The sequence below is a fragment of the Streptomyces sp. SM11 genome, from assembly GCF_002910905.1.
Classification (GTDB): domain Bacteria; phylum Actinomycetota; class Actinomycetes; order Streptomycetales; family Streptomycetaceae; genus Streptomyces.
This window is the reverse complement of sequence record NZ_NEUE01000303.1, coordinates 1-21,607: the sequence shown is the minus strand read 5'-3', so window position 1 is coordinate 21,607 and position 21,607 is coordinate 1. Positions and strand designations below refer to the sequence as shown.

17 protein-coding genes and 3 pseudogenes are annotated in these 21,607 nt (G+C 71.5%); 12 read left to right on the top strand and 8 right to left on the bottom strand.

The features are described from left to right. Window positions 1–3 precede the first annotated feature (3 nt). The 4 genes from B9S58_RS35095 to B9S58_RS35075 all read right to left on the bottom strand — a co-directional run bounded on the left by B9S58_RS35095 (window position 4) and on the right by B9S58_RS35075 (window position 2,521). Window positions 4–579 carry a TerD family protein gene (locus B9S58_RS35095; RefSeq protein ID WP_103535902.1) on the bottom strand — a complete coding sequence of 192 codons (576 nt, stop codon included), beginning with the start codon at window positions 577–579 and terminating at the stop codon, window positions 4–6. Between the two features lie 160 nt (window positions 580–739). Then, window positions 740–1,315, bottom strand: a complete 576-nt coding sequence (locus B9S58_RS35090) for a TerD family protein (protein WP_030585954.1) — start codon at window positions 1,313–1,315, stop codon at window positions 740–742. A gap of 138 nt (window positions 1,316–1,453) precedes the next feature. Then, complete coding sequence (locus tag B9S58_RS35080; RefSeq protein ID WP_103535901.1) at window positions 1,454–1,912, bottom strand: peroxiredoxin; 459 nt, start codon at window positions 1,910–1,912, stop codon at window positions 1,454–1,456. Window positions 1,913–2,083: 171 nt separating this feature from the next. Further along, window positions 2,084–2,521, bottom strand: coding sequence for a DUF3052 domain-containing protein (locus tag B9S58_RS35075; protein ID WP_103535900.1), 438 nt, complete (start codon window positions 2,519–2,521; stop codon window positions 2,084–2,086). Between the two features lie 503 nt (window positions 2,522–3,024). Here B9S58_RS35075 and aceE point away from each other — a divergent pair. Beyond that, complete coding sequence (gene aceE / locus B9S58_RS35070) at window positions 3,025–5,757, top strand: pyruvate dehydrogenase (acetyl-transferring), homodimeric type (protein WP_103535899.1); 2,733 nt, start codon at window positions 3,025–3,027, stop codon at window positions 5,755–5,757. Window positions 5,758–5,876: 119 nt separating this feature from the next. On the opposite strand, the gene B9S58_RS35065 is transcribed toward aceE, so the two are convergent. Then, complete coding sequence (locus B9S58_RS35065) at window positions 5,877–6,269, bottom strand: peptidase inhibitor family I36 protein (RefSeq protein ID WP_103535898.1); 393 nt, start codon at window positions 6,267–6,269, stop codon at window positions 5,877–5,879. A 609-nt stretch (window positions 6,270–6,878) separates the two neighbouring features. Between B9S58_RS35065 and B9S58_RS35055 the strand changes: the two genes are divergently transcribed. From B9S58_RS35055 to B9S58_RS35035, 5 genes and pseudogenes are all read left to right on the top strand, one after another. Continuing rightward, window positions 6,879–8,087, top strand: coding sequence for an alpha/beta hydrolase (locus B9S58_RS35055; protein WP_103535897.1), 1,209 nt, complete (start codon window positions 6,879–6,881; stop codon window positions 8,085–8,087). Window positions 8,088–8,173: 86 nt separating this feature from the next. Beyond that, window positions 8,174–9,139, top strand: a complete 966-nt coding sequence (locus B9S58_RS35050; protein ID WP_103535896.1) for a DUF4429 domain-containing protein — start codon at window positions 8,174–8,176, stop codon at window positions 9,137–9,139. Between the two features lie 136 nt (window positions 9,140–9,275). Beyond that, window positions 9,276–10,394: pseudogene (locus tag B9S58_RS35045) on the top strand (sensor histidine kinase); the annotation flags it as partial. Between the two features lie 14 nt (window positions 10,395–10,408). Next, window positions 10,409–10,480 (top strand): annotated as a pseudogene (locus B9S58_RS40385) (hypothetical protein); the annotation flags it as partial. A 324-nt stretch (window positions 10,481–10,804) separates the two neighbouring features. After that, window positions 10,805–12,074, top strand: a pseudogene (locus B9S58_RS35035) (acyltransferase). Window positions 12,075–12,145: 71 nt separating this feature from the next. Here the strand turns inward: B9S58_RS35035 and B9S58_RS35030 are convergent. Next, window positions 12,146–13,159 (bottom strand): aldo/keto reductase, encoded by a 1,014-nt coding sequence (locus B9S58_RS35030; protein WP_103535895.1) that lies wholly within the window; start codon window positions 13,157–13,159, stop codon window positions 12,146–12,148. Beyond that, window positions 13,159–13,572, bottom strand: a complete 414-nt coding sequence (locus B9S58_RS35025) for a MerR family transcriptional regulator (RefSeq protein WP_258045214.1) — start codon at window positions 13,570–13,572, stop codon at window positions 13,159–13,161. The genes B9S58_RS35030 and B9S58_RS35025 overlap by 1 nt, the downstream gene beginning before the upstream one ends. A gap of 179 nt (window positions 13,573–13,751) precedes the next feature. Here B9S58_RS35025 and B9S58_RS35020 point away from each other — a divergent pair, with 179 nt between their 5' ends. From B9S58_RS35020 to B9S58_RS34995, 6 genes are all read left to right on the top strand, one after another. Continuing rightward, window positions 13,752–14,045: a small hydrophilic protein gene (locus B9S58_RS35020; protein WP_103535894.1), complete on the top strand. Its 294-nt coding sequence runs from the start codon at window positions 13,752–13,754 to the stop codon at window positions 14,043–14,045. Further along, window positions 14,035–15,459, top strand: coding sequence for a cell wall metabolism sensor histidine kinase WalK (locus B9S58_RS35015; RefSeq protein WP_103535893.1), 1,425 nt, complete (start codon window positions 14,035–14,037; stop codon window positions 15,457–15,459). The genes B9S58_RS35020 and B9S58_RS35015 overlap by 11 nt, the downstream gene beginning before the upstream one ends. Beyond that, on the top strand, window positions 15,456–16,115 hold the full coding sequence (locus B9S58_RS35010) for a response regulator transcription factor (protein WP_103535892.1): 660 nt from the start codon (window positions 15,456–15,458) through the stop codon (window positions 16,113–16,115). The genes B9S58_RS35015 and B9S58_RS35010 overlap by 4 nt, the downstream gene beginning before the upstream one ends. Window positions 16,116–16,205: 90 nt before the next feature. Then, window positions 16,206–17,639 (top strand): SLC13 family permease, encoded by a 1,434-nt coding sequence (locus tag B9S58_RS35005; protein WP_103535891.1) that lies wholly within the window; start codon window positions 16,206–16,208, stop codon window positions 17,637–17,639. Next, window positions 17,636–18,859: a glycerate kinase gene (locus tag B9S58_RS35000; RefSeq protein WP_103535890.1), complete on the top strand. Its 1,224-nt coding sequence runs from the start codon at window positions 17,636–17,638 to the stop codon at window positions 18,857–18,859. The genes B9S58_RS35005 and B9S58_RS35000 overlap by 4 nt, the downstream gene beginning before the upstream one ends. A gap of 73 nt (window positions 18,860–18,932) precedes the next feature. Beyond that, entirely contained in the window at window positions 18,933–19,745 is an 813-nt protein-coding gene (locus B9S58_RS34995) for a serine hydrolase (RefSeq protein ID WP_103535889.1), read from the top strand. Window positions 19,746–19,907: 162 nt separating this feature from the next. On the opposite strand, the gene B9S58_RS34990 is transcribed toward B9S58_RS34995, so the two are convergent. After that, complete coding sequence (locus tag B9S58_RS34990; protein WP_103531105.1) at window positions 19,908–21,236, bottom strand: IS110 family transposase; 1,329 nt, start codon at window positions 21,234–21,236, stop codon at window positions 19,908–19,910. Window positions 21,237–21,607: the final 371 nt, after the last annotated feature.

Below are 21,607 nucleotides of genomic sequence, written 5' to 3'. Positions count from 1 at the left end.
GCGTTATGAAACGTTGACGCCGAAGTCTAGAGCGATGCCACGCAGGCCTGACGCGTACCCCTGGCCGACTGCACGGAATTTCCACTCGCCGTTGTACCGGTAGAGCTCTCCGAAGATCATCGCGGTCTCCGTCGAGGCGTCCTCGCTCAGGTCGTAGCGAGCCAGTTCCTGACCGTCGGCCTGGTTGACCACCCGGATGAAAGCGTTGCTGACCTGGCCGAACGCCTGGCCCCGGCTGTCCGCGTCGTGGATCGAGACCGGAAAGATGATCTTGTCGCAGTGGGCGGGGACCTGGTCGAGACGGACGATGACGGACTCGTCGTCGCCGTCGCCCTCCCCGGTGAGGTTGTCGCCGGTGTGCTCGACCGAGCCGTCCGGGCTCGTGAGGTTGTTGTAGAAGACGAACCACTCGTCACCGAGCACCCGGCCCGACTGGCACAGCAGTGCGCTGGCATCGAGGTCGAAAGCTGCTCCTGTGGTGGAGCGTGCGTCCCAGCCGAGCCCGACCAGCACCTGGGTGAGGTTGGGTGCGACCTTGGAGAGGGAGACATTGCCTCCCTTGGCGAGCGTGACGCCCATGTGTGTGTCCTCCCCGAGTCGTGTGAACGCTGCCAGGGGGCTTCGGGGTCACGATCCGCCGGACACCCCCCGAGCGCTTCCGGCGCCGCATGTGCATGCGGCGCCGGAAGCGGTGGTACGGGAGCGCTGGGCGCGCTCCGTCATGCTGTTGCTCAGAGCCTCAGACGTTGACGCCGAAGTCCTGGGCGATGCCGCGCAGGCCGGAGGCGTACCCCTGGCCGATGGCGCGGAACTTCCACTCGGCGCCGTTGCGGTAGAGCTCGCCGAAGACCATGGCGGTCTCCGTCGAGGCGTCCTCGCTCAGGTCGTAGCGGGCGAGCTCGGTGTTGTCGGCCTGGTTGACCACGCGGATGTACGCGTTGCGGACCTGGCCGAAGCTCTGCTGACGGCTCTCGGCCTCGTAGATCGAGACCGGGAAGACGATCTTGTCGACGTCGGCCGGGACACCGGCGAGGTTCACCTTGATGACCTCGTCGTCGCCCTCGCCCTCACCGGTGGTGTTGTCACCGGTGTGCTCGACGGAGCCGTCGGGGCTCTTCAGGTTGTTGAAGAAGACGAAATTGCCGTCGGTGGCGACCTTGCCCTCGGGGTTCGTCAGCAGAGCGCTGGCGTCGAGGTCGAAGTCACCCCCGGTGGTGGTGCGGGCGTCCCAGCCCAGACCGACGATGACCGCGGTCAGGTTGGGCGCGGCCTTGGTCAGCGAGACGTTGCCGCCCTTGCTGAGGCTGACTCCCACGAGTCCTCCAGTAGTTTTCTCAGGGGCCGGCAGACACCAGCGTCCCCGTCGTTCGTTGGCATCGGATCAACGATTGGATCCTAGTGACCGGTTCCCGGCCAAAACAGGCTTCTGGCCGGGCGTCGCCAGGAGATCGTCTCAGAGCGCTTCGAGCGCCTTGACGTAGTCCTTCAGGTCGCGGGCGTCAGGGAGGCCGTTCACGACGCTCCAGCGGACGGTGCCCTCCTTGTCGATGACGAAGCTGCCGCGCACCGCGCAGCCCTTGTCCTCGTCGAGGACGCCGTACGCCCGCGAGGTCTCCCCGTGCGGCCAGAAGTCGGACAGCAGCGGGTACTCCAGGCCCTCCTGCTCGGCGAAGACGCGCAGGGTGTGGATGGAGTCGCACGAGACGGCGAGGAGCTGGGTGCCCTCGTTCTCGAAGCGGGGCAGCTCGTCGCGGAGCGCGCACAGCTCGCCGGTGCAGACGCCGGTGAAGGCGAACGGGTAGAACACCAGCACCACGTTCTTCTCGCCGCGGAACTCCGACAGCCGCACGGTCCGGCCGTGGTTGTCCTTGAGCTGGAAGTCCGGGGCCTGGCTGCCGACCTCGATCGTCATGGAACACGTATCCCTTCGCCGCTTCTCCGCATCCCGGGCCGGGTCCGTCCGGGTGACACCCACCCTACGCAGGGGCCTCGGGCCGGTCCCGGAGGGGCCGTGGGGACGTACGAAGGCCCTCACGGGCGCTGTGTACGTCCGTGAGGGCCCCGGGGTGGTGCGAAACGTGGTTCAGCGCTTGGCCTTGGCCCCCTTGGGGGTGACCAGACGGCTGCCCGTCCAGTCCTTGCCCGCGCTGATGCTCTTGGTCTGGGCGAGACCGGCTGTCTGGGCAGCCTCATTGATTTCGCTCGGTTCGACGTATCCGTCACGGCCGGTCTTCGGCGTCATCAGCCAGACCGTACCGCCGTCCTCGATCAGACCAATGGCATCCACCAGCGCGTCCGTAAGGTCGCCGTCCTCGTCGCGGAACCAGAGCAGGACGACGTCTGCGACGTCGTCGTACTCCTCGTCGACGAGTTCCTGGCCGGTAGTGGCCTCAATGCCCTCACGGAGCTCCAGCTCGACGTCTTCGTCGTAGCCGATCTCCTGGACCACCTGTCCGGGCTCGAACCCCAGGCGTGCTGCCGGGTTGGTTCGCTCCTCCGCGTGGTCCGCGGTCGCGCTCACGGGTTGCCTCCTGATCATGTCTTCGGAAAATGCTGCAGCCACGCGCGTGCGCGGGGCGTTGGCCGTAGTCCACACGGGCTCGGCGAATCGCGCAAGTACCCGGCGTACGAGACCGCCTATACGGTGACGTTCCCTGCCACGTCGCCGCAAGTTCCGGCATGTCCCCCGGCGGCTTCCCGAGGTCTCCCGAGTCGCTCCATCCGTTTACGTCCTTCCTCAGCTTATGCGGTTTCGATCCGCCAATCGGAGTCGAACAGCCTTTGGGAACGCTTGGACGCCTTGGGCGTAAGGTTGCGGTTTGCCCGTACCCAGCCGTGTACTGCCCATACTCGTGCCCCGTGGACGACTTTCCGGAACCTCGTGGTTACCCCACGGTAGAGATGACGTTCCGGTCTTCGCGGTAGCACGATGGAGGCGGCGCACGCAGAGTTGACAGAGTGGTCCGGGGGGCACGTCCCTCGGACCAGGCCCCGTAGAGCACCACCGAACAGCGAAGGAACAGTGTGGCTTCCGGATCCGATCGCAACCCGATCATCATTGGCGGCCTTCCGAGCCAGGTCCCGGACTTCGATCCTGAGGAAACCCGGGAATGGCTCGACTCCCTCGACGCCGCCGTCGACGAGCGCGGCCGTGAGCGGGCCCGCTATCTGATGCTCCGGCTCATCGAACGCGCGCGGGAGAAGCGCGTCGCCGTGCCGGAGATGCGCAGCACGGACTACGTGAACACGATCGCCACGAAGGACGAGCCGTTCTTCCCCGGCGACGAGGAGATCGAGCGCAAGGTCCTCAACGCGACCCGCTGGAACGCCGCCGTGATGGTCTCGCGGGCGCAGCGTCCGGGGATCGGCGTCGGCGGCCACATCGCGACCTTCGCGTCCTCCGCCTCGCTGTACGACGTGGGTTTCAACCACTTCTTCCGGGGCAAGGACCGGGGCGACGGCGGCGACCAGATCTTCTTCCAGGGGCACGCGTCCCCGGGGATCTACGCCCGTGCGTTCCTGCTGGACCGGCTGAGCGAGGCGCAGCTCGACGCGTTCCGCCAGGAGAAGTCGAAGGCCCCGAACGGGCTGTCCAGCTATCCGCACCCGCGGCTGATGCCGGACTTCTGGGAGTTCCCGACCGTCTCGATGGGCCTCGGTCCGCTCGGCGCGATCTACCAGGCCCGGATGAACCGTTACATGGAGGCGCGCGGCATCGCCGACACCTCCAGGTCCCACGTCTGGGCCTACCTCGGCGACGGCGAGATGGACGAGCCCGAATCCCTGGGCCAGCTGTCCATCGCGGCCCGTGAGGGCCTGGACAACCTGACCTTCGTGGTCAACTGCAACCTCCAGCGGCTGGACGGCCCGGTACGGGGCAACGGCAAGATCATCCAGGAGCTGGAGTCGCAGTTCCGGGGCGCCGGCTGGAACGTCATCAAGCTGGTCTGGGACCGCTCCTGGGACCCGCTGCTGGCGCAGGACCGCACGGGCATCCTGGTCAACAAGCTGAACACCACGCCGGACGGGCAGTTCCAGACGTACGCCACCGAGACCGGCTCGTACATCCGCGAGCACTTCTTCGGCGACGACCCCCGGCTTCGGGACATGGTCAAGGACATGTCCGACCAGCAGATCCTGCACCTGGGCCGCGGCGGCCACGACCACCGCAAGGTCTACGCGGCCTACGCGGCGGCCAAGGCGCACAAGGGCCAGCCGACGGTGATCCTGGCGCAGACGGTCAAGGGCTGGACACTGGGGCCGAACTTCGAGGGCCGCAACGCGACCCACCAGATGAAGAAGCTCACGGTCGAGGACCTCAAGCGCTTCCGGGACCGGCTGCACATCCCGATCACGGACAAGCAGCTGGACGAGGGCTACCCGCCCTACTACCACCCGGGCCGCGACTCGGAGGAGATCCAGTACATGCACGACCGCCGCCAGGGTCTGGACGGCTACGTCCCGACCCGTGTGGTGCGTGCGAAGCCTCTCCCACAGCCCGAGGACAAGACGTACGCGACGGCGAAGAAGGGTTCGGGTACGCAGTCGATCGCCACCACCATGGCGTTCGTCCGCATCCTGAAGGACCTCATGCGGGACAAGGAGATCGGCAAGCGTTTCGTGCTGATCGCCCCCGATGAGTACCGCACCTTCGGCATGGACGCGTTCTTCCCGAGCGCGAAGATCTACAACCCGCTCGGCCAGCAGTACGAGGCGGTCGACCGCGATCTGCTGCTCGCGTACAAGGAGTCCCCGACGGGCCAGATGCTGCACGACGGCATCTCCGAGGCGGGCTGCACGGCCTCGCTGATCGCGGCCGGCTCGGCGTACGCCACGCACGGCGAGCCGCTGATCCCGGTGTACGTCTTCTACTCGATGTTCGGGTTCCAGCGCACCGGCGACCAGTTCTGGCAGATGGCCGACCAGCTCGCGCGCGGCTTCGTGCTGGGCGCGACCGCCGGGCGTACGACGCTGACCGGTGAGGGCCTCCAGCACGCGGACGGCCACTCGCAGCTGCTCGCCTCGACGAACCCCGGCTGTGTCGCGTACGACCCGGCGTACGGGTTCGAGATCGCGCACATCATGAAGGACGGGCTGCGCCGGATGTACGGCGAGGCGAACGAGGACGTCTTCTACTACCTCACCGTCTACAACGAGCCGATCCAGCACCCGGCCGAGCCTCAGGACGTGGACGTCGAGGGCATCCTCAAGGGCATCCACCGCTTCAGCACCGGCGAGAAGGGCGAGATCCCGGCCCAGATCATGGCGTCCGGCGTGGCGGTCCCCTGGGCCCTGGAGGCGCAGAAAATCCTCGCGGACGAGTGGAACGTCAAGGCGGACGTCTGGTCGGCGACCTCCTGGAACGAGCTGCGTCGCGAGGCGGTGGACGTGGAGCGCTACAACCTCCTACACCCGGGGGAGGAGCAGCGCGTCCCGTATGTGACCAAGAAGTTCGGAGCGGCCCAGGGTCCGTTCGTGGCGGTCTCGGACTGGATGCGTTCGGTTCCGGACCAGATCGCGCGCTGGGTGCCGGGCGCCTACCAGTCGCTGGGCGCTGACGGCTTCGGCTTCGCGGACACCCGGGGTGCGGCCCGTCGGTTCTTCCACATCGACGCGCAGTCGATCGTGCTGGCGGTCCTCACCGAGCTGGCCAAGGAGGGCAGGATCGACCGGTCGGCCCTGAAGACAGCGGTCGACCGCTACGAGCTCCTGGACGTGGCCGCGGCCGATCCGGGCGCGGCGGGCGGCGACGCGTAGCCGCGGCTGGGCGAGGAGCGGCCCGGAGGGGCGGTGGCGCGGGAGCGTCGCCGCCCCTCCGGCGCGTCCGGGGCCGCGCTCCCGTCCCTCCGGCGCGTCCGGGTCCGGCGTGTCCGGGCTCAGTTCTCCCAGATCTTGAAGGCCCGTACCTGGTACGGGGACCGCGGCGTCCAGGTGCCGCCGCCGGGGTATGTCTCGAACTCCCCGGTCTCCGCGCACTCGGCGGACTGGTAGGTGGTGACGGGCCGGCCGGTGCGGTTGGCGAGGGACTGGGCGTCGCCGCCCTCCGGCAGCGGGGTGCAGCTCTCGATGTCCGTGCCGGAGAGCTCGAAGGTGTGGCGGGCCCCGGTGAAGTCGGGCTTCTTCCAGAGGCAGAGCCTGCCCGCCTCACAGGTCCCGAGGCCGACGCCCGGGGACCGCTCGGGAGCCGCCGCCGCCCGGTCGTGGGCCAGGGCCTGGGGGACGAGTGCGGTGACGGCCAGGGCGGCCGCGACGAGAACGGTCGTACGCATGATGGGTCAACCCCCGTGGTTGGTCGGTGCTGTTCTTCCGTCGCTCACTCTGAGTCACCGGGTGGGGAACACGGAAGAGGGGCCGGGGGTCTCCACCCTGATAGGCGAGAGCCCCGCCGAAAGGATTCGGCGGGGCTCCGGCCTGCGCTGTGTTGACGCTCTGCGCCGCCTCGGGCGTCGGATGTGGCCGACTTCGGCACCCGCCCGGCCTGGTGAGGGTGGCGACGAACGCGGCGATCACCGCGACGACGCCGACGACCGTCAAGGCCGGGACCAATGCCGAACTCGGCGGTCCGCTCCAGCTTCGGGTCGGGGTCTCCGGGCAGGCCCGCGCCGCCCGGTTGTCCGCGGACTCGGCGCTGGCCTTGGAGGCCATGACCGCGCCGAGGGCGGCTGGCCACCGCGCGACCCGACCGAGGAGTGTCTCAACCGGCTCGCCCCGGCCCCCGCCCGACCGGCGCCAGGAATCCCGGGACCGGCGCCACGAGTAGCGCACCCCCGGGGCCGCGGTGACCCTGCGTGAGATATCCGGGGTGAATCCTTCGCGGGCGGGTGATGTACGTCACCCGAATCACGGCGGTCGGCGCACGTCTCCTAGGGTGTGGCGCAGTGACTTCTTTCGACACCTCCCCCACCCTGACCGCATGGCGAGCGCTGCTCGCCGTGGCGGTCGTGTTCGTGATGCTGGCGACGACGGGCTGGAGCGCCATCCGCGATCACCACTCCGACGGGCCACGCGAGCTCGCGCTCGCCTCCTGGGCGCGGGACCGCATAGCGGGCCGTTCGCTGCCGAATGCCGACGCCCCCGCCTTTTCGCTGGCCCACTTCTTCGCCACGCTCACCTCGGTGCAGCGGTTCGCGCTCGCGGGCAAGTACGCGTCGGTGGTGGGGAATCTGAACGGCGCACCGGTCACGCTGCGCTACTACGCCAACCGGGTGGCCCTCAGCCAGGCCGTGGCCGTGGAGAAGGTGCGGGCGCACGACGCGAAGCTCTCGCCGGACGGGCGCGATGAGGCGGAGGCCCGGCTCGGCCGGTTCCGGTCGATGCTCGCGGGCAAGCGCCAGATCCTGGCCTTCGATCCGTCCGGGAAGGGCCGTGCGGCCGAGGTGTTCGGGAATCTCGACCGGGCCGCCCGGGTCTCCGTCGTCGTCCCGGGCGTCGATACCCATCTGCTGACCCTGGAGCGCGGCAAGCGCCAGTACACGGCCCCCGTCGGCATGGCCAAGGCCCTGTACGGCGCGGAGCGCTCGGCCTCCCCGGGCACCCGGACGGCCGTCATCGCGTGGGCCGACTACACCGCCCCGGCCGGTCTCGGCATGGACGCGGCGCTGGGCGGGCTCGCGGCGGACGGCGCGGTCCGGCTGAACGCGATGGTCGGCGCGCTGCCCGGCGCCTCGAAGGTCTCGCTGTTCTGCCACAGCTACGGCTCCGTGGTGTGCGGGGTCGCGGCGCACCGGGTCCCCGACCGGGTGGCCGACATCGCGGTCGCTGGCAGCCCCGGCATGCGGGCCGCCAACGCCGGGCAGCTGGGGACCGGAGCCCGGATCTGGGCCACGCGCGACGGGGACGACTGGATCGGGGACGTACCGCATCTGGAGTTCGGCGGGATCGGTCACGGGGCCGACCCGGTCGACCCGGCCTTCGGTGCGCGGATCGTCTCGTCGGCCGGGGCCGCCGGGCACAGCGGCTACTTCGTACCGGGCACCGAGAGTCTGGACAACTTCGCCGCGATCGGCGTCGGCGCGTACGGGTCGGTCAGCTGCGCGAGCGTCGACAGCGCCTGTCGCGGTGGTATTTCCGGTGAGCGGGACGGCTGACGCGCGTAGAGGCCGGTGTCGGGCGGTTTAACTGGGACTTACGCCGAGGGGGGACGTGCGGGACTGTGCCGCATACGATGAGGCACATGGGTGATGTGCTGGCCGGAATTCATGCCACCTGGGAGTTCGACACCGACTCCGTGCTCATCCGCTTCGAACGGGGTATCCGCACACCGAAGCTCTTCCAGAGCCTGCGGGAACGCCGCATCCCGTATGCGGCGCTGTCGTCGGTGACGCTCACCCCGGGCAAGCGGAACACGGTGGTTCTGCGTGCCGTGCCGAGACCAGGTGCCGATCCCCTCGTGGAGGCTGCCTCCGGGCAGCTCAAGGAGGGGTGCGACCCCTATCGCCTGGTGCTTCCGGCCGAGCGGGAGGTGCTCGCCGAGTACTACGCGGACGAGCTGCGGGCCCTGCTGGATCCGGCGTCGGGCGAGCCGGCCGACAGCTTCCTGGTAGCGGCCCCCGAGGCCCCGATGAACTTCAAGGCGTACGACGGCAGGGCCGGCTTCGACGGCGAGCGGATCTCCTTCCGGTGGTCCTGGACCGGGGCCTCCAGCACCAAGTGGAAGGCCGGCGACCAGACCTTCCGGGTGAGCGAACTGGCCGGAATCGTATGGCGCTCGCCTGAGGCGCTGGACGGTTATCTGCGTCTGGTGCCCCGCGCGGCGACCCCGGTCGACCACCGCACCGGCGGCAGCCTGGGCGATCTGCACGGTCCCGGTGGCACCGAGTGCACGGTAGGCGGGATGTCGGCCGGCGGGCCCGCCGAGCCCCCGGCCGCCCGCGCGGACCAGGATCCGGCGGCCGTGCTGTTCGGTCTGGGCTACGGGCCGGTGCACGAGTCGCTGCCCTTCGCCGCCGCCGTCCTGGAGTCCGTACGCCGGACCCAGCCGGCGCCCGCCGCCGCCACGCCGGCCCTGGTGTCCGCCGGACGGCGCGATCCGGCGGACATCGCCGAGCGGATCCATCACCTCGGCGAGCTGCATCAGGCCGGGCTGGTGACGGACGCCGAGTACACCGCGAAGAAGGCCCAGCTGCTCGCGGAGCTGTGACCCCGTACCGGAGTACGAGGCGAACCGGCCGAGGTCGGAACCCCGGTATGACGCCCGTGAGGCCCCGGTCTGCCTAGGCTGACCGGGCCATGTCCACTCCCCCTTCCCCCGCCGGGCCCCCGCCGCCCGCCGCAATCTGCGCGAGCTCGCCCACGGGCTGTCCCACGCGTCCCACCCGTCCACCCCGCTGCTGGCGGAGGCCCCGAAGCTGTGGCAGCGGCTGCTGCCGTACGCCGTGGTGCTCGCCCTGGCCGCGACCTTCATTCCGGTCACCATCACCGTCCTGACCTCGCAGTACGGCGTACCGGGCGCCCTGGCCGGGGCGCTGGGGGTGGCCCAGGCGGCCCCCTTGCTGATGCTGGCCCACCGGCCCCTCCAGGCGTGGTGGATCATCTTCCCGGCCGACATCGTGGGCACGCTGGTGCTGCTGGCGCACCCCGGCGAGCGGCACGACGTCTGGCCATGGATCCCCCCGGTGCTGGTCGCGTACCTCTTCCTGCTGCTGGCCCTCGGTCTGCGCGAGACCCGTCGGACGGTGTTCGCCGTGTGGGCGGCGACGGGCGCGGCCGGTCTTGTGCTGCATCTGATCGCGCCGGCGGACCGCAACACCGGCAGCGCCCTGCTGCTGCCGATCCTCGGCGCGGTGGTCCTGGTGATCGGCGGGGCGGTACGGGAGCGGGGCGAGGCGACCCGGCGGCTGGCCGAGCAGGAGACGATCAGCGAGGCGGAGCGAGCGCAGCGCACGCTGCTGGAGGAGCGGACCCGGATCGCCCGTGAGCTGCACGACGTGGTCGCGCACCACATGTCGGTGATCACCGTGCAGGCCGATTCCGCGCCGTACCGGATCGATGGGCTGCCGAAGGCCGCCGAGGAGGAGTTCACGGCCATCGCGGCGGCCGCGCGGGAGTCCCTCGGCGAGATGCGGCGGCTGCTGTCGGTGCTGCGCAGCGACGGCACCGAGGGTGACCGGGCGCCGCAGCCGGGCCTGGACCGGCTTCAGCAGCTGGTGGAGGCGACGGTACGGGCCGGGCTTCCGGCGGAGCTGTCGCTCGCCGCGGACCTGGGCGAGGTGCCCTCGGCGGTGGATCTGTCGGCGTACCGGATCGTGCAGGAGGCGCTGGCCAACGTGGTGCGGCACGCGCCCGGGGCCGGCACCCAGGTCTCGGTCCGGGCGGCCGGGGGCCATCTGAACGTGCTGGTGGTCAACGGGCCCGCGCCGAAGCCCGCTTCGCCGCTGGAGAGTGCCGGGACCGGCACAGCTACGGCTCCGTGGTCTGCGGGATCGCCGCACCCCGCCTGTCCGCCACCGACCTGGTGGTCCTCGGCTCCCCCGGCATGCGGGCGGACGATGTCACGGGGCTGCGGACGAAGGCCCGGGTGTGGGCGGCGAAGGGCCCCCACGGACTGGATCGACGACGTGCCGAACGTGCGCTTCGCCGGCCTCGGCCACGGGGCGGACCCGGCCGACCCGGCCTTCGGCGCCCGTCGCGTACCGGCGGACGACACCCGGGGGCACGCCGGTTACTTCGCGCCCGGGACGGATTCGCTGCGGGCCTTCGCCGCCATCGCGCGCGGCGACACGGAGACAGCCGCGACCGCGGGCGCGGAGGGCACGCGTGCCCGCGAAGCCGCGACCGGCACGGACGTCCCGGAAGGTGCGGCCCGATGAACGCCGTACGGAAGGACCTCCCGCGGAAGAACCCCGTACGGGACGACGTACGGCGGCTCGCTGCCCGTATCGACTCCTCCACCCCCGCCCACCGCGACCGGGCCGTCGACGGTCTGCGGGCCCTGGCCCTGCTCGCCGTGCCGCTCGGCCACTGGATACTCGGCGGGTTCCGGCTGGACGCCGACGGGCTGCACAACGCCAGCCCGCTCTCGACGTTCGGGGGGCTCGCGCCGGTCAGCTGGGTGCTCCAGATGCTGGGGATCTTCTTCCTGGTCGGCGGGTACGCCTCGGTGCTCTCCTACCGCCGCCGGAGCTCGACGACGGCCGCCTGGCTGGGCGGCCGGCTGACCCGCCTCGGCCGGCTGGTGCTCGGGGTGACCGCCGTATGGGCGGTGCTGCTGTCGGCGCTGTCCGCGCTGGGCGTGCCCGGCGACACCCTGCGTACGGCGTCGACGCTGGTGATCCAGCCGCTCTGGTTCGTCGGGGTGTACACCGTGGTCACGGCCCTCACCCCGGTCTGCGTGACGCTGGCGCGGAGGCTCGGCGGCTGGGCGGCGCTGCCGCTGCTGGCGTCGGTCGCGGTGGTGGACTTCCTGCGCTACGGGCCCTTCGCGGAGGCGATGCCGTCCTGGCTGAGCGCACTCAACATCCTGCCCGGCTGGCTCTTCGCGTATCAGCTGGGCGTGTCCTGGGGCGAGGGGCGGATCGGGAAGCGCGGGGCGCGGCTGCTGCTGATCGGCGGCGGGTGCTGTTCGCCGCGCTGCTGCTCGCCTTCCACTACCCGGCGTCGATGGTCGGCGTGCCGGGCGAGGCGCGGACGAACTCGCATCCGCCGTCGCTGCTGGTGGTGGCGCTGGCGTCGGCGCAGAGCGGGGCGGGGCGGCGATCCTGCTGCGCGACCGGCTCGGGCGGCTGCTGCGCACGCCGCTGCTCTGGGCGCCGGTCGTGGTGATCAACCTGTCCGCGATGACGATCCTGTGCTGGCACCAGACCGCGATGCTGGCCGCCGCCGTACCGGCCTCCTCGCTCGCGGGGGCGGCGGGCGCGGCGGTGGCGGGGCTGACGGCCGCGCCGGACACGGTGGGCTGGGTCCTCGCCCGGATCGCGTGGCTGCCGGTGTTCGCCGGGCTGCTGGTGCTGATCGCCCGGTACGCGCGCCGTTTCGAGGCCCCGTGGCAGTCGGGCACCGGCGCCGCGAACGCCCGCCGTGTGCTGGCGGGGCTGCTCGCGGCGGGGTTCGCGGTGTTCGCGCTGGGGCTGGCGTGAGGTCTCACTCGGGGCACGGCCTGATCGTCATGACGTTCATGAACCGGGCGACGACCGCGTACGCCTCCCGGCTACTCGCGGGCCGCCGACGTCAGGCTCATGTCCGGGTACCGGTCCCCCGCCACCCGGCCCGCGATCGGCTCCAGCGCGGCCAGCTCGTCCGCGGTCAGGGTCAGCCGGGTCGCCGCCACGTTCTCCAGCAGGCGGCCGCGCTTGCGGGTGCCGGGGATCGGGACCACGTTGAGCCCGTGCGCCCGGGCCCGCTGCTGGACCCAGGCGAGGGCCACCTGCGCGGCGGTCGCCCCGTGCGCGGCGGCGATCCGGTGGACGGGCTCCAGCAGGGCGGCGTTCGTCCGGGCGTTGTCGCCGGTGAACCGGGGCTGGTGGGCACGGAAGTCGTTCGCCGCGAGGTCCTTGCCCGCGTCGGTGAAGGACCCGGTGAGGAAGCCCCGGCCGAGCGGGGAGTACGGGACGAGCGTGACGCCCAGCTCGGCCGCCGCGCCGACGGCGCTCTTCTCGACGTCCCGGCTGAAGAGGGACCATTCCGACTGGAGGGCGGCGATCGGGTGCACGGCGTGCGCCTCGCGCAGCTCGGGACCGGTCACCTCGCTCAGCCCCATCTGCTTGATCTTGCCCTGCTGGATCAGCTCCGCCAGTGCGCCGACCGAGTCGGCGAACGGGACGGCCGGGTCGTGGCGGTGCATGTAGTAGAGGTCGATGACGTCCGTGTTCAGCCGGCGCAGGCTCGCCTCGACGGAGGTGCGGATGTACGCGGGGTCGTTGCGCACACCCCGGTACCCGGGGTCCTCGGAGCGCACCAGCGCGAACTTGGTGGCGAGGGTGATCTCGTCCCGGTGGGCCCCGACGAACGGGGCGAGGAACTCCTCGTTGGCCCCGCGCCCGTAGACGTCGGCGGTGTCGAAGAGCGTGACGCCCGCCGCGAGCGCCGCGTCGAGGGTGTCCCGGGCGGCGGCCACGTCGGTGTCGCCGTAGAACTCGCTCATGCCCATGCAGCCGAGCCCCTGGACGCCGACCCGCGGTCCGCCGCTGCCGAGCTCCGTGGTGGCGATCTTGTCAACAGTCATCAGGCACTGTGCCTCTCCGGCGCCCTGCGGGCGCCCGCGTAGAACTCGATCTTGTGGTCGAGGACGGCGAGGGTGTCGTGGAGCTCCGCGATCCGCGTGATCACATCGCGGCGGGTCGCCTCCAGCAGTTCCTGCCGTTCCTCGAAGGTGGACTCGCCCGCGCGGAGCAGCTCCGCGTACCGGACCATGTCGGCGACGGGCATCCCGGTCAGCCGCAGCTTGCCGACGAAGGCCAGCCAGTCGAGGTCGCGGTTGCTGAAGCGGCGCTGGCCGGTGTGCGAGCGGTCGACGTGGGGCATCAGCCCGATGCGTTCGTACCAGCGCAGGGTGTGCGCGGTGAGCCCGGTGAGGGCGACGACCTCGCTGATGGTGTAGCTGTCCTTGTCCCGCGAGGTTCCGTCGGTCACCGTCATGCCCTCCACGCTAGATCCTTGGAGTGCACTCGAAGCAAGGGGAAACGGCAGGTCGTCCCGGAGCGGACCGGGTCCGGTCCTCCCGCGGAAGGACCCGATGGAAGGGAAGCGCATCGCAGATGAATAATTGTTCATCCTGGCTTCATGTTCGTACCGTCCGGGACAGTCAGGGTGAACACATGGCTTTCTCACCTCGTCTGGCGGCCCTGGCAGCCGTCGTCGCCGTGCCCCTCGGCATAGCGGCCACCAGCTACGCCATGACCGACACCTCGGAGGCGCCGAGGGTGCCCCCCTCCGTCCAGTTGGAGGAGAGCCCGCGCGGCACGCCGTCGTCGGGCGGTACGGTGCGGCCGGACGGCGACCCGGCACCGAGCGGCACCCCCGCTCCGCCCCGTACACCGGACAGCTCCGTCGTTCCCGGCCCCTCCGCGGCCGACGACGACGATGACGACGACTTCGGTGATGACGGTTAGCCTTCCGAGGATTTCCGCCCGGGTCCGGATCCTGCTGTGGTTGCTGGTCGTGATGGCGGTCGCGCTGGGCGCGGTCGCCGTCACCGTGCGTTCCATCCTCCAGCGGGACGTGGACCAACGCGTCAGCCAGCTGCTCACCCAGGAGACCGGCGAGTTCGCGAACTTCGTGCCGCAGGGGGTGGATCCGGGGACCGGCGGCCGGTTCGACACCGCGGACCGGCTGCTCCGGGTCTATCTGCAACGGCAGTACGCCGACCCCGACGAGGAGCTGCTGGGCCTGACCGGCAGGCCCGGCGGCCGGCCCGACGTCATCCGGCAGCGTCGCGAACTGCCCCAGGACATCGCCCTGTGGCGGGACAGCGCGTCACTCAGCCGGATCCACGCCTCCGAGGACTCCTTCGGGACCCTGGAGCGCCCGCAGGGCGAGCTGCGCTGGGCCAAGGTCGAGATCGGGCCGTCCCCGGGCGGGGAGCCCGGGGCGTTCGTCGTCGCCTTCCACCCGGAGCGTGAACGGGCCGTCGCCGACAAGACGTTCTGGACCCTGCTCGCACTGTCCGGCGTGGCGCTGCTGATGACGACCGGGATCGGCTGGGCCGTCGCCGGACGCATCCTCGCGCCCGTCCGGATCGTCCGGACGACGGCGGCGGAGCTGACCGAGCAGGACCTCACCCGGCGGATCCCCGTGGAGGGCCGGGACGACATCGCGGCCCTCGCCGAGACGTTCAACGCGATGCTCGACCGGCTTGAGCAGGCGTTCGCCGCCCAGCGGGTCTTCGTCGACGACGCCGGGCACGAGCTGCGCACCCCCATCACCATCGTCCGGGGCCACCTGGAGCTGATGGGCGACGACCCGGCGGACCGGGAGGAGACCGTGCGGCTGGTCACGGACGAGCTGGACCGGATGAGCCGCATCGTCGAGGACCTGCTCCTGCTCGCGGGGGCCGAGCGCCCCGACTTCGTACGTCCCGAACCGGTCCAGCTCGCGGAGCTGACCGCCGACGTCTTCGTCAAGGTGCGGACCCTCGGCGACCGGAAGTGGCAGCTCGACTGCGTCGCGGACCTCGAAGTGCGCCTGGACGAGCAGCGGATGACGCAGGCGATGGTCCAGCTCGCGCAGAACGCCGTCCAGCACACCGTGCCCGGCCAGCGCATCCGGATCGGCTCACGGGCCGGGGCGGACCGCGTCGAGCTGTACGTCGCCGACCACGGGCCCGGGATTCCACCGGAGGACGCCGAGGTGATCTTCGAACGGTTCCGCCGGGGGACGTCCCGGCGCGGGACCCGCACCAGCGGCGCGGGGCTCGGCCTCGCCATCGTCAGGGCCATCGCGGAGGGCCACCACGGCCGCGTCGAACTACACCGAACCGAAGGCGGCGGAGCCACCTTCGTACTCACGCTGGAGACCACTTCATGAACCGCATCCTGATCGCCGAGGACGAGGAGCGCATCGCCTCGTTCGTCCAGAAGGGGCTGCGCTCCAACGGCTTCACCACGGTCGTCGCCGAGGACGGGGACACGGCGCTGGGCCACGCGCTGACCGGCGGGTTCGACCTGATGGTGCTCGACATCGGGCTGCCGGGCCGGGACGGCTTCAGCGTGCTGCGGGAGCTGCGCGAGGCCCGCGTCACCCTGCCGGTCATCGTGCTCACCGCCCGCGACTCCGTCCGGGACACGGTGGCGGGGCTCGAAGGCGGGGCCGACGACTGGATGACGAAGCCGTTCCGGTTCGAGGAGCTGCTCGCCCGGGTACGGCTGCGCCGGCGCACCGCCGCCCGCACCCCCGAGGTCACCGTGTTGCGCAGCGGCAGCCTCGCCCTGGACCTGCGGACGCGCCGCGCCCGCGCGGGCGAGAGGACGGTGGACCTGACGGCACGCGAGTTCGTGCTCCTGGAGATGTTCCTGCGCCACCCCGGCCAGGTGCTGTCGCGCGAGCAGATCCTCTCCCATGTGTGGGGGTACGACTTCGACCCCGGCTCCAACATCGTGGACGTGTACGTGCGCTCCCTGCGCCGGAAGCTGGGGGCGGAGCGGCTGGAGACGGTCCGGGGCATGGGGTACCGGCTGCCCTAAGGACTGTCCCGTGGGCCCGGGGCCCCGCGATGAAAGGTCCTTCACGGGCCGCTCATCAGGTGCTCACCCCGCCTCCAGAGGCTGTACAGCGTGCCTCTTCCCCTCCGGCAGACCGTCGGCCTCTGTGCCGTCCTCGGACTCTGCGCTCTCCTCGCCGTCCCCGGCGCCGCCCCCGGCCTCAGCACCGACGGGCGGCTCTCCCTCGCCGTGTTCGCCCTGGCCACCGCCGCCTGGATCGCCACTGAGGTGGACGACGCCTACATCGCGCTCGGCGCCGGCCTGGCGCTGACGGTGACGGGGGTGATCAGCGGTGAGACCCTGTTCGCCACCCTGGGCGACGAGACGGTGTGGCTGCTGATCTGCGCCTTCGTCCTGGCGGCCGCCGTGACCCGGACCGGTCTGGCCGGCCGGGCCGCCGCCTTCCTGGTCGGCGGGGCCAGGACCGTACGCCAGCTGGTCCACCTGACCACGGCCGGACTGGTCGTCACGGCGTTCGCCGTGCCGGCCACGTCGGGGCGCGCCGCCCTCGCCCTCCCGGTGTTCCTGGCGCTGGCCGCCGCCCTGCGCGAGCGCGGCCGACTGGTGGTGATGCTGGCACTCCTCTTCCCCACGGTCATCCTGCTGTCGGCCGTCGCGACCCTGACCGGGGCGGGAGCGCACCTGATCACCGCCGGAGTCCTCTGGGAGCAGACCGGTGAGCAGCTGGGCTTCGTGCGGTGGCTCGTCCTCGGACTGCCGTTGGCGGTCGTCTCCTGCCACCTCGCCGCCGAGCTGGTGCTGTTGACGACGACCCGGCGGGCCGACCGCACGGACCCGGTGGAGATCACGGCGGCGCAGATCCAGGAGCACTCCGAGGCGGCTGTCGAGGGGCCCCTCACCCCGGCGGAGTCCCGGTGTCTGCTCCTGCTGTCGACGGTCGTCCTGCTCTGGTGCAGCGAGCCCCTGCACGGGGTGTCGCCGGCGGTGGTCGCCCTGATCGGCGCCCTGGTGGCGACCTCTCCCGCCCTCGGGACGGTCCGTTTCAAGGACGGTCTGCGGACGGTCCCCTGGCCGCTGCTGCTGTTCATGGCCGCCACCATGGCGATGGGCTTCGCCCTCTCCGACTCGGGTGCGGCCGACTGGCTGGTGGGCCGGCTACCACTCGGGGCGTCCACGCCGCCCTGGATGTTCCTGGCCGGCGTGGTCGTCGTCAGCACGGTGGCCCATCTGGCGCTCCAGTCGCGCTCCGCCCGGTCCTCCGTGCTGGTCCCGCTGGTGGTCGCGGCGGCGGTCGGGGCCGGGGTCAACCCGGTCACGGCGGCGCTGGCGTCCACGGCCGCCGCCGGCTTCTGCCACACGCTGCCCTCCTCGGCCAAGCCGGTCGCGCTCTTCGCGGACGTGCCCGGCACCCCGACCTACACCCCGCGCGACCTGCTGCGGCTGTCCGTCTTCCTCGCCCCGCTCACCGCGACCCTCGTCCTCGCCTTCGCCCTCCTCATCTGGCCGCTGCTCGGCGTGCCCGTACTCCTGGAGACCCAGCCATGACCCATCGCACCCACCGCATCGCCATCGCCCCCAGCGGGTTCAAGGAGTCCCTCTCGGCCGCCCGGGTGGCCGAGGCCATCGCCGTCGGCGTACGACGGGTGATCCCCGACGCCGACCTCGACCTCATCCCGCTGGTCGACGGCGGCGAGGGCACGGCCGAGGCGCTGGCCCTGGCGGGCGGCGGGCGGCTGGTCCCGGTCACCGCGACGGGCCCGGTGGGCGGCCCCGTCCCCTCGCACTTCGCGCTGCTGGGCGGCGGACCCGTGTCCGGCGCGGCTCCCGGCCCGCTCACCGCCGTCGTGGAGATGGCCGCCGTCGCGGGCCTCGCCCTGGTGCCGCCCGGCCTGCGCCACCCGGGCGCGACCACCACGTACGGCGTCGGCGAGCTGATCCGGGCGGCCCTGGACGCGGGGGCCCGGCGCGTCCTCATCGGCTGCGGCGACTCCGGTACGTCGGACGGGGGCGCGGGAGCCCTCCAGGCGCTCGGGGCCCGGCTGACCGACCGCCACGGCCGTGAACTGCGCCGGGGCGGCGGCGTGTTGCACGAGCTGGAGCACATCGACCCGTCCGGCCTCGACCCCCGGCTGGCCGCCACCGAACTGGTCGTGGCCTGCAACCCGCACAACGTGCTGTGCGGGAAGCGTGGCGTGGCCCGGGTGTTCGGGCCGCAGAAGGGGGCGACCCCGGCGGAGGTGGAGCTGCTCTCGGCGGGCCTGGAGCGGCTGGCCGCCGTCCTCACCCGGGACCTGGCCCCGGCCTTCGCCCCGCGGCCCGGTGTTGCGATCGATCTGCGTACGGCTCCCGGCACGGGTGCGTCCGGCGGCCTCGGGGCCGGACTGGCAGCCGTGGGGGCCCGCCTCCTCCCCCGCTACGACGTCCTGCTCGACGGCCTCGACCTGGACGCCCGCCTGGCCCGCGCCGACTTCGTGATCACGGCGGAGGGGGCGCTCGACCACCAGACCGTACGCGGGAAGATCCCGGCGGAGGTCGCCCGGCGGGCCCGTGCCGCCGGGGTTCCCGTCCTGGTGCTGGCCGGGACGATCGGGCCGGGCGCGCAGGACGTACGGGCGGTGGGCGTGGACGCGTACAGCGCGATCCTGCCCGCTCCGATGACGCTGGTGGAGGCGATCGGCCGGAGCGGCGAGTTCCTGGCCGACGCCACGGAGCGCGCGATGCGGATCATGGCGCTTGGCACCCGGCTCGCACCGCTGGCCGCCTGACGCGGGTGCCCGGGGCCCGGGCACCCCGGGGCCCGGGACTCAGACGCTGCACGCGACGGTTAGGCTCGAACGCATGGAGAGCCTGCGCATCATCGACACCTGGCCGGTTCCGACAGCGGCGGCCGCCGTCGTACGGGCGGACGGCACCGTCCTCGGTACGCACGGTCCGACCGCCCACCGCTTCCCCCTGGCCTCGGTCACCAAGCCGCTCGCGGCCTACGCGGCGCTGGTGGCGTACGAGGAGGGGGCGATCGAGCTGGACGAGCCGGCCGGACCCGAGGGCTCCACGGTGCGCCACCTCCTGGCCCACACCAGCGGCCTCGCCTTCGACGAGCACCGGGTGACGGCCCCGCCCGGCGACCGCCGCCTGTACTCCAACGCGGGCTTCGAGGTGCTGGGCGACCACATCGCGAAGGCGTCCGGTATTCCGTTCGCGGAGTACCTGCGCCAGGCGGTCCTGGAGCCCCTGTCCATGACCTCCACGACCCTGGACGGCTCCCCCGCCCGCGACGGCGTCTCCACGGTCGACGACATGGTCCGCTTCGCCGCCGAGGTACAGGCCCCCCGCCTCCTCGACCCGCGTACGGTCTTGGAGGCCCAGAGCGTCGTCCACCCGGGCACCAAGGGCGTGCTGCCGGGCTACGGCCACCGGAGCCCGAACGACTGGGGCCTCGGCTTCGAGATCCGCGACGCCAAGTCCCCGCACTGGACGGGCACTTCCTCCTCGCCCGCGACCTTCGGCCACTTCGGCCAGTCGGGCACGTTCCTGTGGATCGACCCGGTGGCGGGCGCGGCCTGCGTCGCGCTGACCGACCGCGCCTTCGGGCCGTGGGCGGCGGAGGCCTGGACGCCGTTCACGGACGCGGTTCTCGCCGAACTGTCCTGAACCGGCTGCCGCCCCTCTCCGGTGGCATCAGGCACTCGAACCAGACGGTCTTCCCGCTGCCGTCCCACCGCTTCTCGATGATGCTGAACGGAAAATCGACCTTCGGGAGGGCAGGCGGCAGCATCCGGGCCGCCTGCGGACCGGATGACGGTGACCGGACGGTCAGGCTGCTGTCGGAGTGAGGGCGACTTGGTGGCCGAGGGCTTGGAGCTGGCGGACGAGGTCGCGGGTCTTGCGGGCGGAGTCGAGATGGCGCCGGTGCCAGTCGGCACCAAGCTCCTGACAGGAGGCGTCCGGGTCGTTGATCAGGTGCCAGGCGATGATGAGTATCGAGCGGGCGACGGCGACGAGGGCTTTGGCGTGTCCGCGGCGTTTGACGATCCTGCGGTAGCGGGCGCCGAGGAAGGTGTCGGTGCGGGCGGCGGCGTTGGCGGCCTCGCCGAGCGCGCCCTTGAGCCAGGGATTACCCTGTCCGGCCGGGCCTGTGGTGTGTTTCGCGCCGGATTGGATGGTTCTGGGGCACAGCTTCGCCCATGAGGCCAGGTGCTCGGGGGTGGGGAAGCGGCTCATGTCCGCGCCGATCTCGGCGACAATGGTCTGCGCGGTGGTCGGCCCGATACCGGGAACGGCATCGAGACGTTCGACCAGGACTCGCGCACTCACCGGGGCGGCAGGCTCGTCATCGGCGCCCGTGCCGTCGTGCGGTGTGGTGATCTCCTCCAGCGTCCGGGCTATGAGCCGGTCGAGTTCGTGGACCTGTGTGGTCAGATGATCGACCGTGGCCAGCAGCACCCCGAGCAGCCGAGCGTGGTGGTCCTCGAACTGGCCGGTCAGGGCTTCCACCAGCAGCGCCTTCTTCTTGACCAGGCTGCCCTGGGCAAGCTCGGCGAGGGCACGCGGGTTGCGTTCACCGGCGACCATGGCGTCCATCATGGCCCGCCCCGACAGGCCGAACAGATCCGAGACGGCCCCGGACAGCTTGATCTGCGCGTCCTGCAGGGCCTTGTCCACTCGGTGCTTGTGCCGGGTGCGTTCCTGGACGAACACGGTGCGGGTGCGGGTGAAGTCCCGCAGCTGCCGGACGGGTTCGGGCGGGACGAACGAGGCCCGGACCATGCCGCGTTCAGCGAGCTTCGCCAGCCAGACCGCGTCCAGCCTGTCGGTCTTGGGCCGGCCGGGGACGTTCTTCACGTCACGGGCGTTGACCAGCCAGCACTGAAGGCCGCGGGCTTCCAGCAGGTAGAAGAAGGAGCGCCAGTAGTTGCCTGTCGCCTCCATCACCACGCGCTCGACGCCCTGGCAGACGAGCCGGTCTCCGAGTTCCAGGATCGCATTGGTGGTCGAGGCGACGTTCCAGACCTGCTGGACGCGCCGGCCCTCGATGGTGTCGTGCGGGACGCGCAGGCAGACCATCCCCGATGCTTTGGCGATGTCGATCGCCGCGACCCTGCCCACCGTTCCGTCGTCGTGATCCTCTCTCAACTCCTCCATCACACACTCCCTGTCGTACTCGCGCGGGCGGGGGCTGCCCGGAGAGCCTGAGGGGAACGGAGAAGCTGATCGGCGTGCTCAAGGCGACAGTGTGCGGCCCCTCGGACGACTCCCTCACCAGACTCCTATGCGGGCTCACAGCCCAAACATCGATCGGCGTCGGCGGACAGCCCCCGTACCGATTTTCACGCCCGCGAGGCGTCATCCGCAGGTGAACGGCTGACTCCTATGAAGTCACAAGCGCCCGTCCGGCCGCGTGCGTGGTGACGCCGGGCGGGCCGACAAATCCCAGACAGGACAGTCGAGACGTCAGTCAGTCGGAGGGTCAGACCCACCGGCGGCGTCACCACGAACATCATCACTGTCAGTCG

Excerpts from the sequence above, each read along its gene's own strand:
- B9S58_RS35095 (WP_103535902.1), bottom strand. The coding sequence starts at position 579 with ATGGGCGTCACGCTCGCCAAGGGAGGCAATGTCTCCCTCTCCAAGGTC.
- B9S58_RS35080 (WP_103535901.1), bottom strand. The coding sequence starts at position 1,912 with ATGACGATCGAGGTCGGCAGCCAGGCCCCGGACTTCCAGCTCAAGGAC.
- B9S58_RS35065 (WP_103535898.1), bottom strand. The coding sequence starts at position 6,269 with ATGCGTACGACCGTTCTCGTCGCGGCCGCCCTGGCCGTCACCGCACTC.
- B9S58_RS35050 (WP_103535896.1), top strand. The coding sequence starts at position 8,174 with ATGGGTGATGTGCTGGCCGGAATTCATGCCACCTGGGAGTTCGACACC.
- B9S58_RS35030 (WP_103535895.1), bottom strand. The coding sequence starts at position 13,159 with ATGACTGTTGACAAGATCGCCACCACGGAGCTCGGCAGCGGCGGACCG.
- B9S58_RS35025 (WP_258045214.1), bottom strand. The coding sequence starts at position 13,572 with ATGACGGTGACCGACGGAACCTCGCGGGACAAGGACAGCTACACCATC.
- B9S58_RS35020 (WP_103535894.1), top strand. The coding sequence starts at position 13,752 with ATGGCTTTCTCACCTCGTCTGGCGGCCCTGGCAGCCGTCGTCGCCGTG.
- B9S58_RS35015 (WP_103535893.1), top strand. The coding sequence starts at position 14,035 with ATGACGGTTAGCCTTCCGAGGATTTCCGCCCGGGTCCGGATCCTGCTG.
- B9S58_RS35010 (WP_103535892.1), top strand. The coding sequence starts at position 15,456 with ATGAACCGCATCCTGATCGCCGAGGACGAGGAGCGCATCGCCTCGTTC.
- B9S58_RS35000 (WP_103535890.1), top strand. The coding sequence starts at position 17,636 with ATGACCCATCGCACCCACCGCATCGCCATCGCCCCCAGCGGGTTCAAG.
- B9S58_RS34995 (WP_103535889.1), top strand. The coding sequence starts at position 18,933 with ATGGAGAGCCTGCGCATCATCGACACCTGGCCGGTTCCGACAGCGGCG.
- B9S58_RS34990 (WP_103531105.1), bottom strand. The coding sequence starts at position 21,236 with ATGGAGGAGTTGAGAGAGGATCACGACGACGGAACGGTGGGCAGGGTC.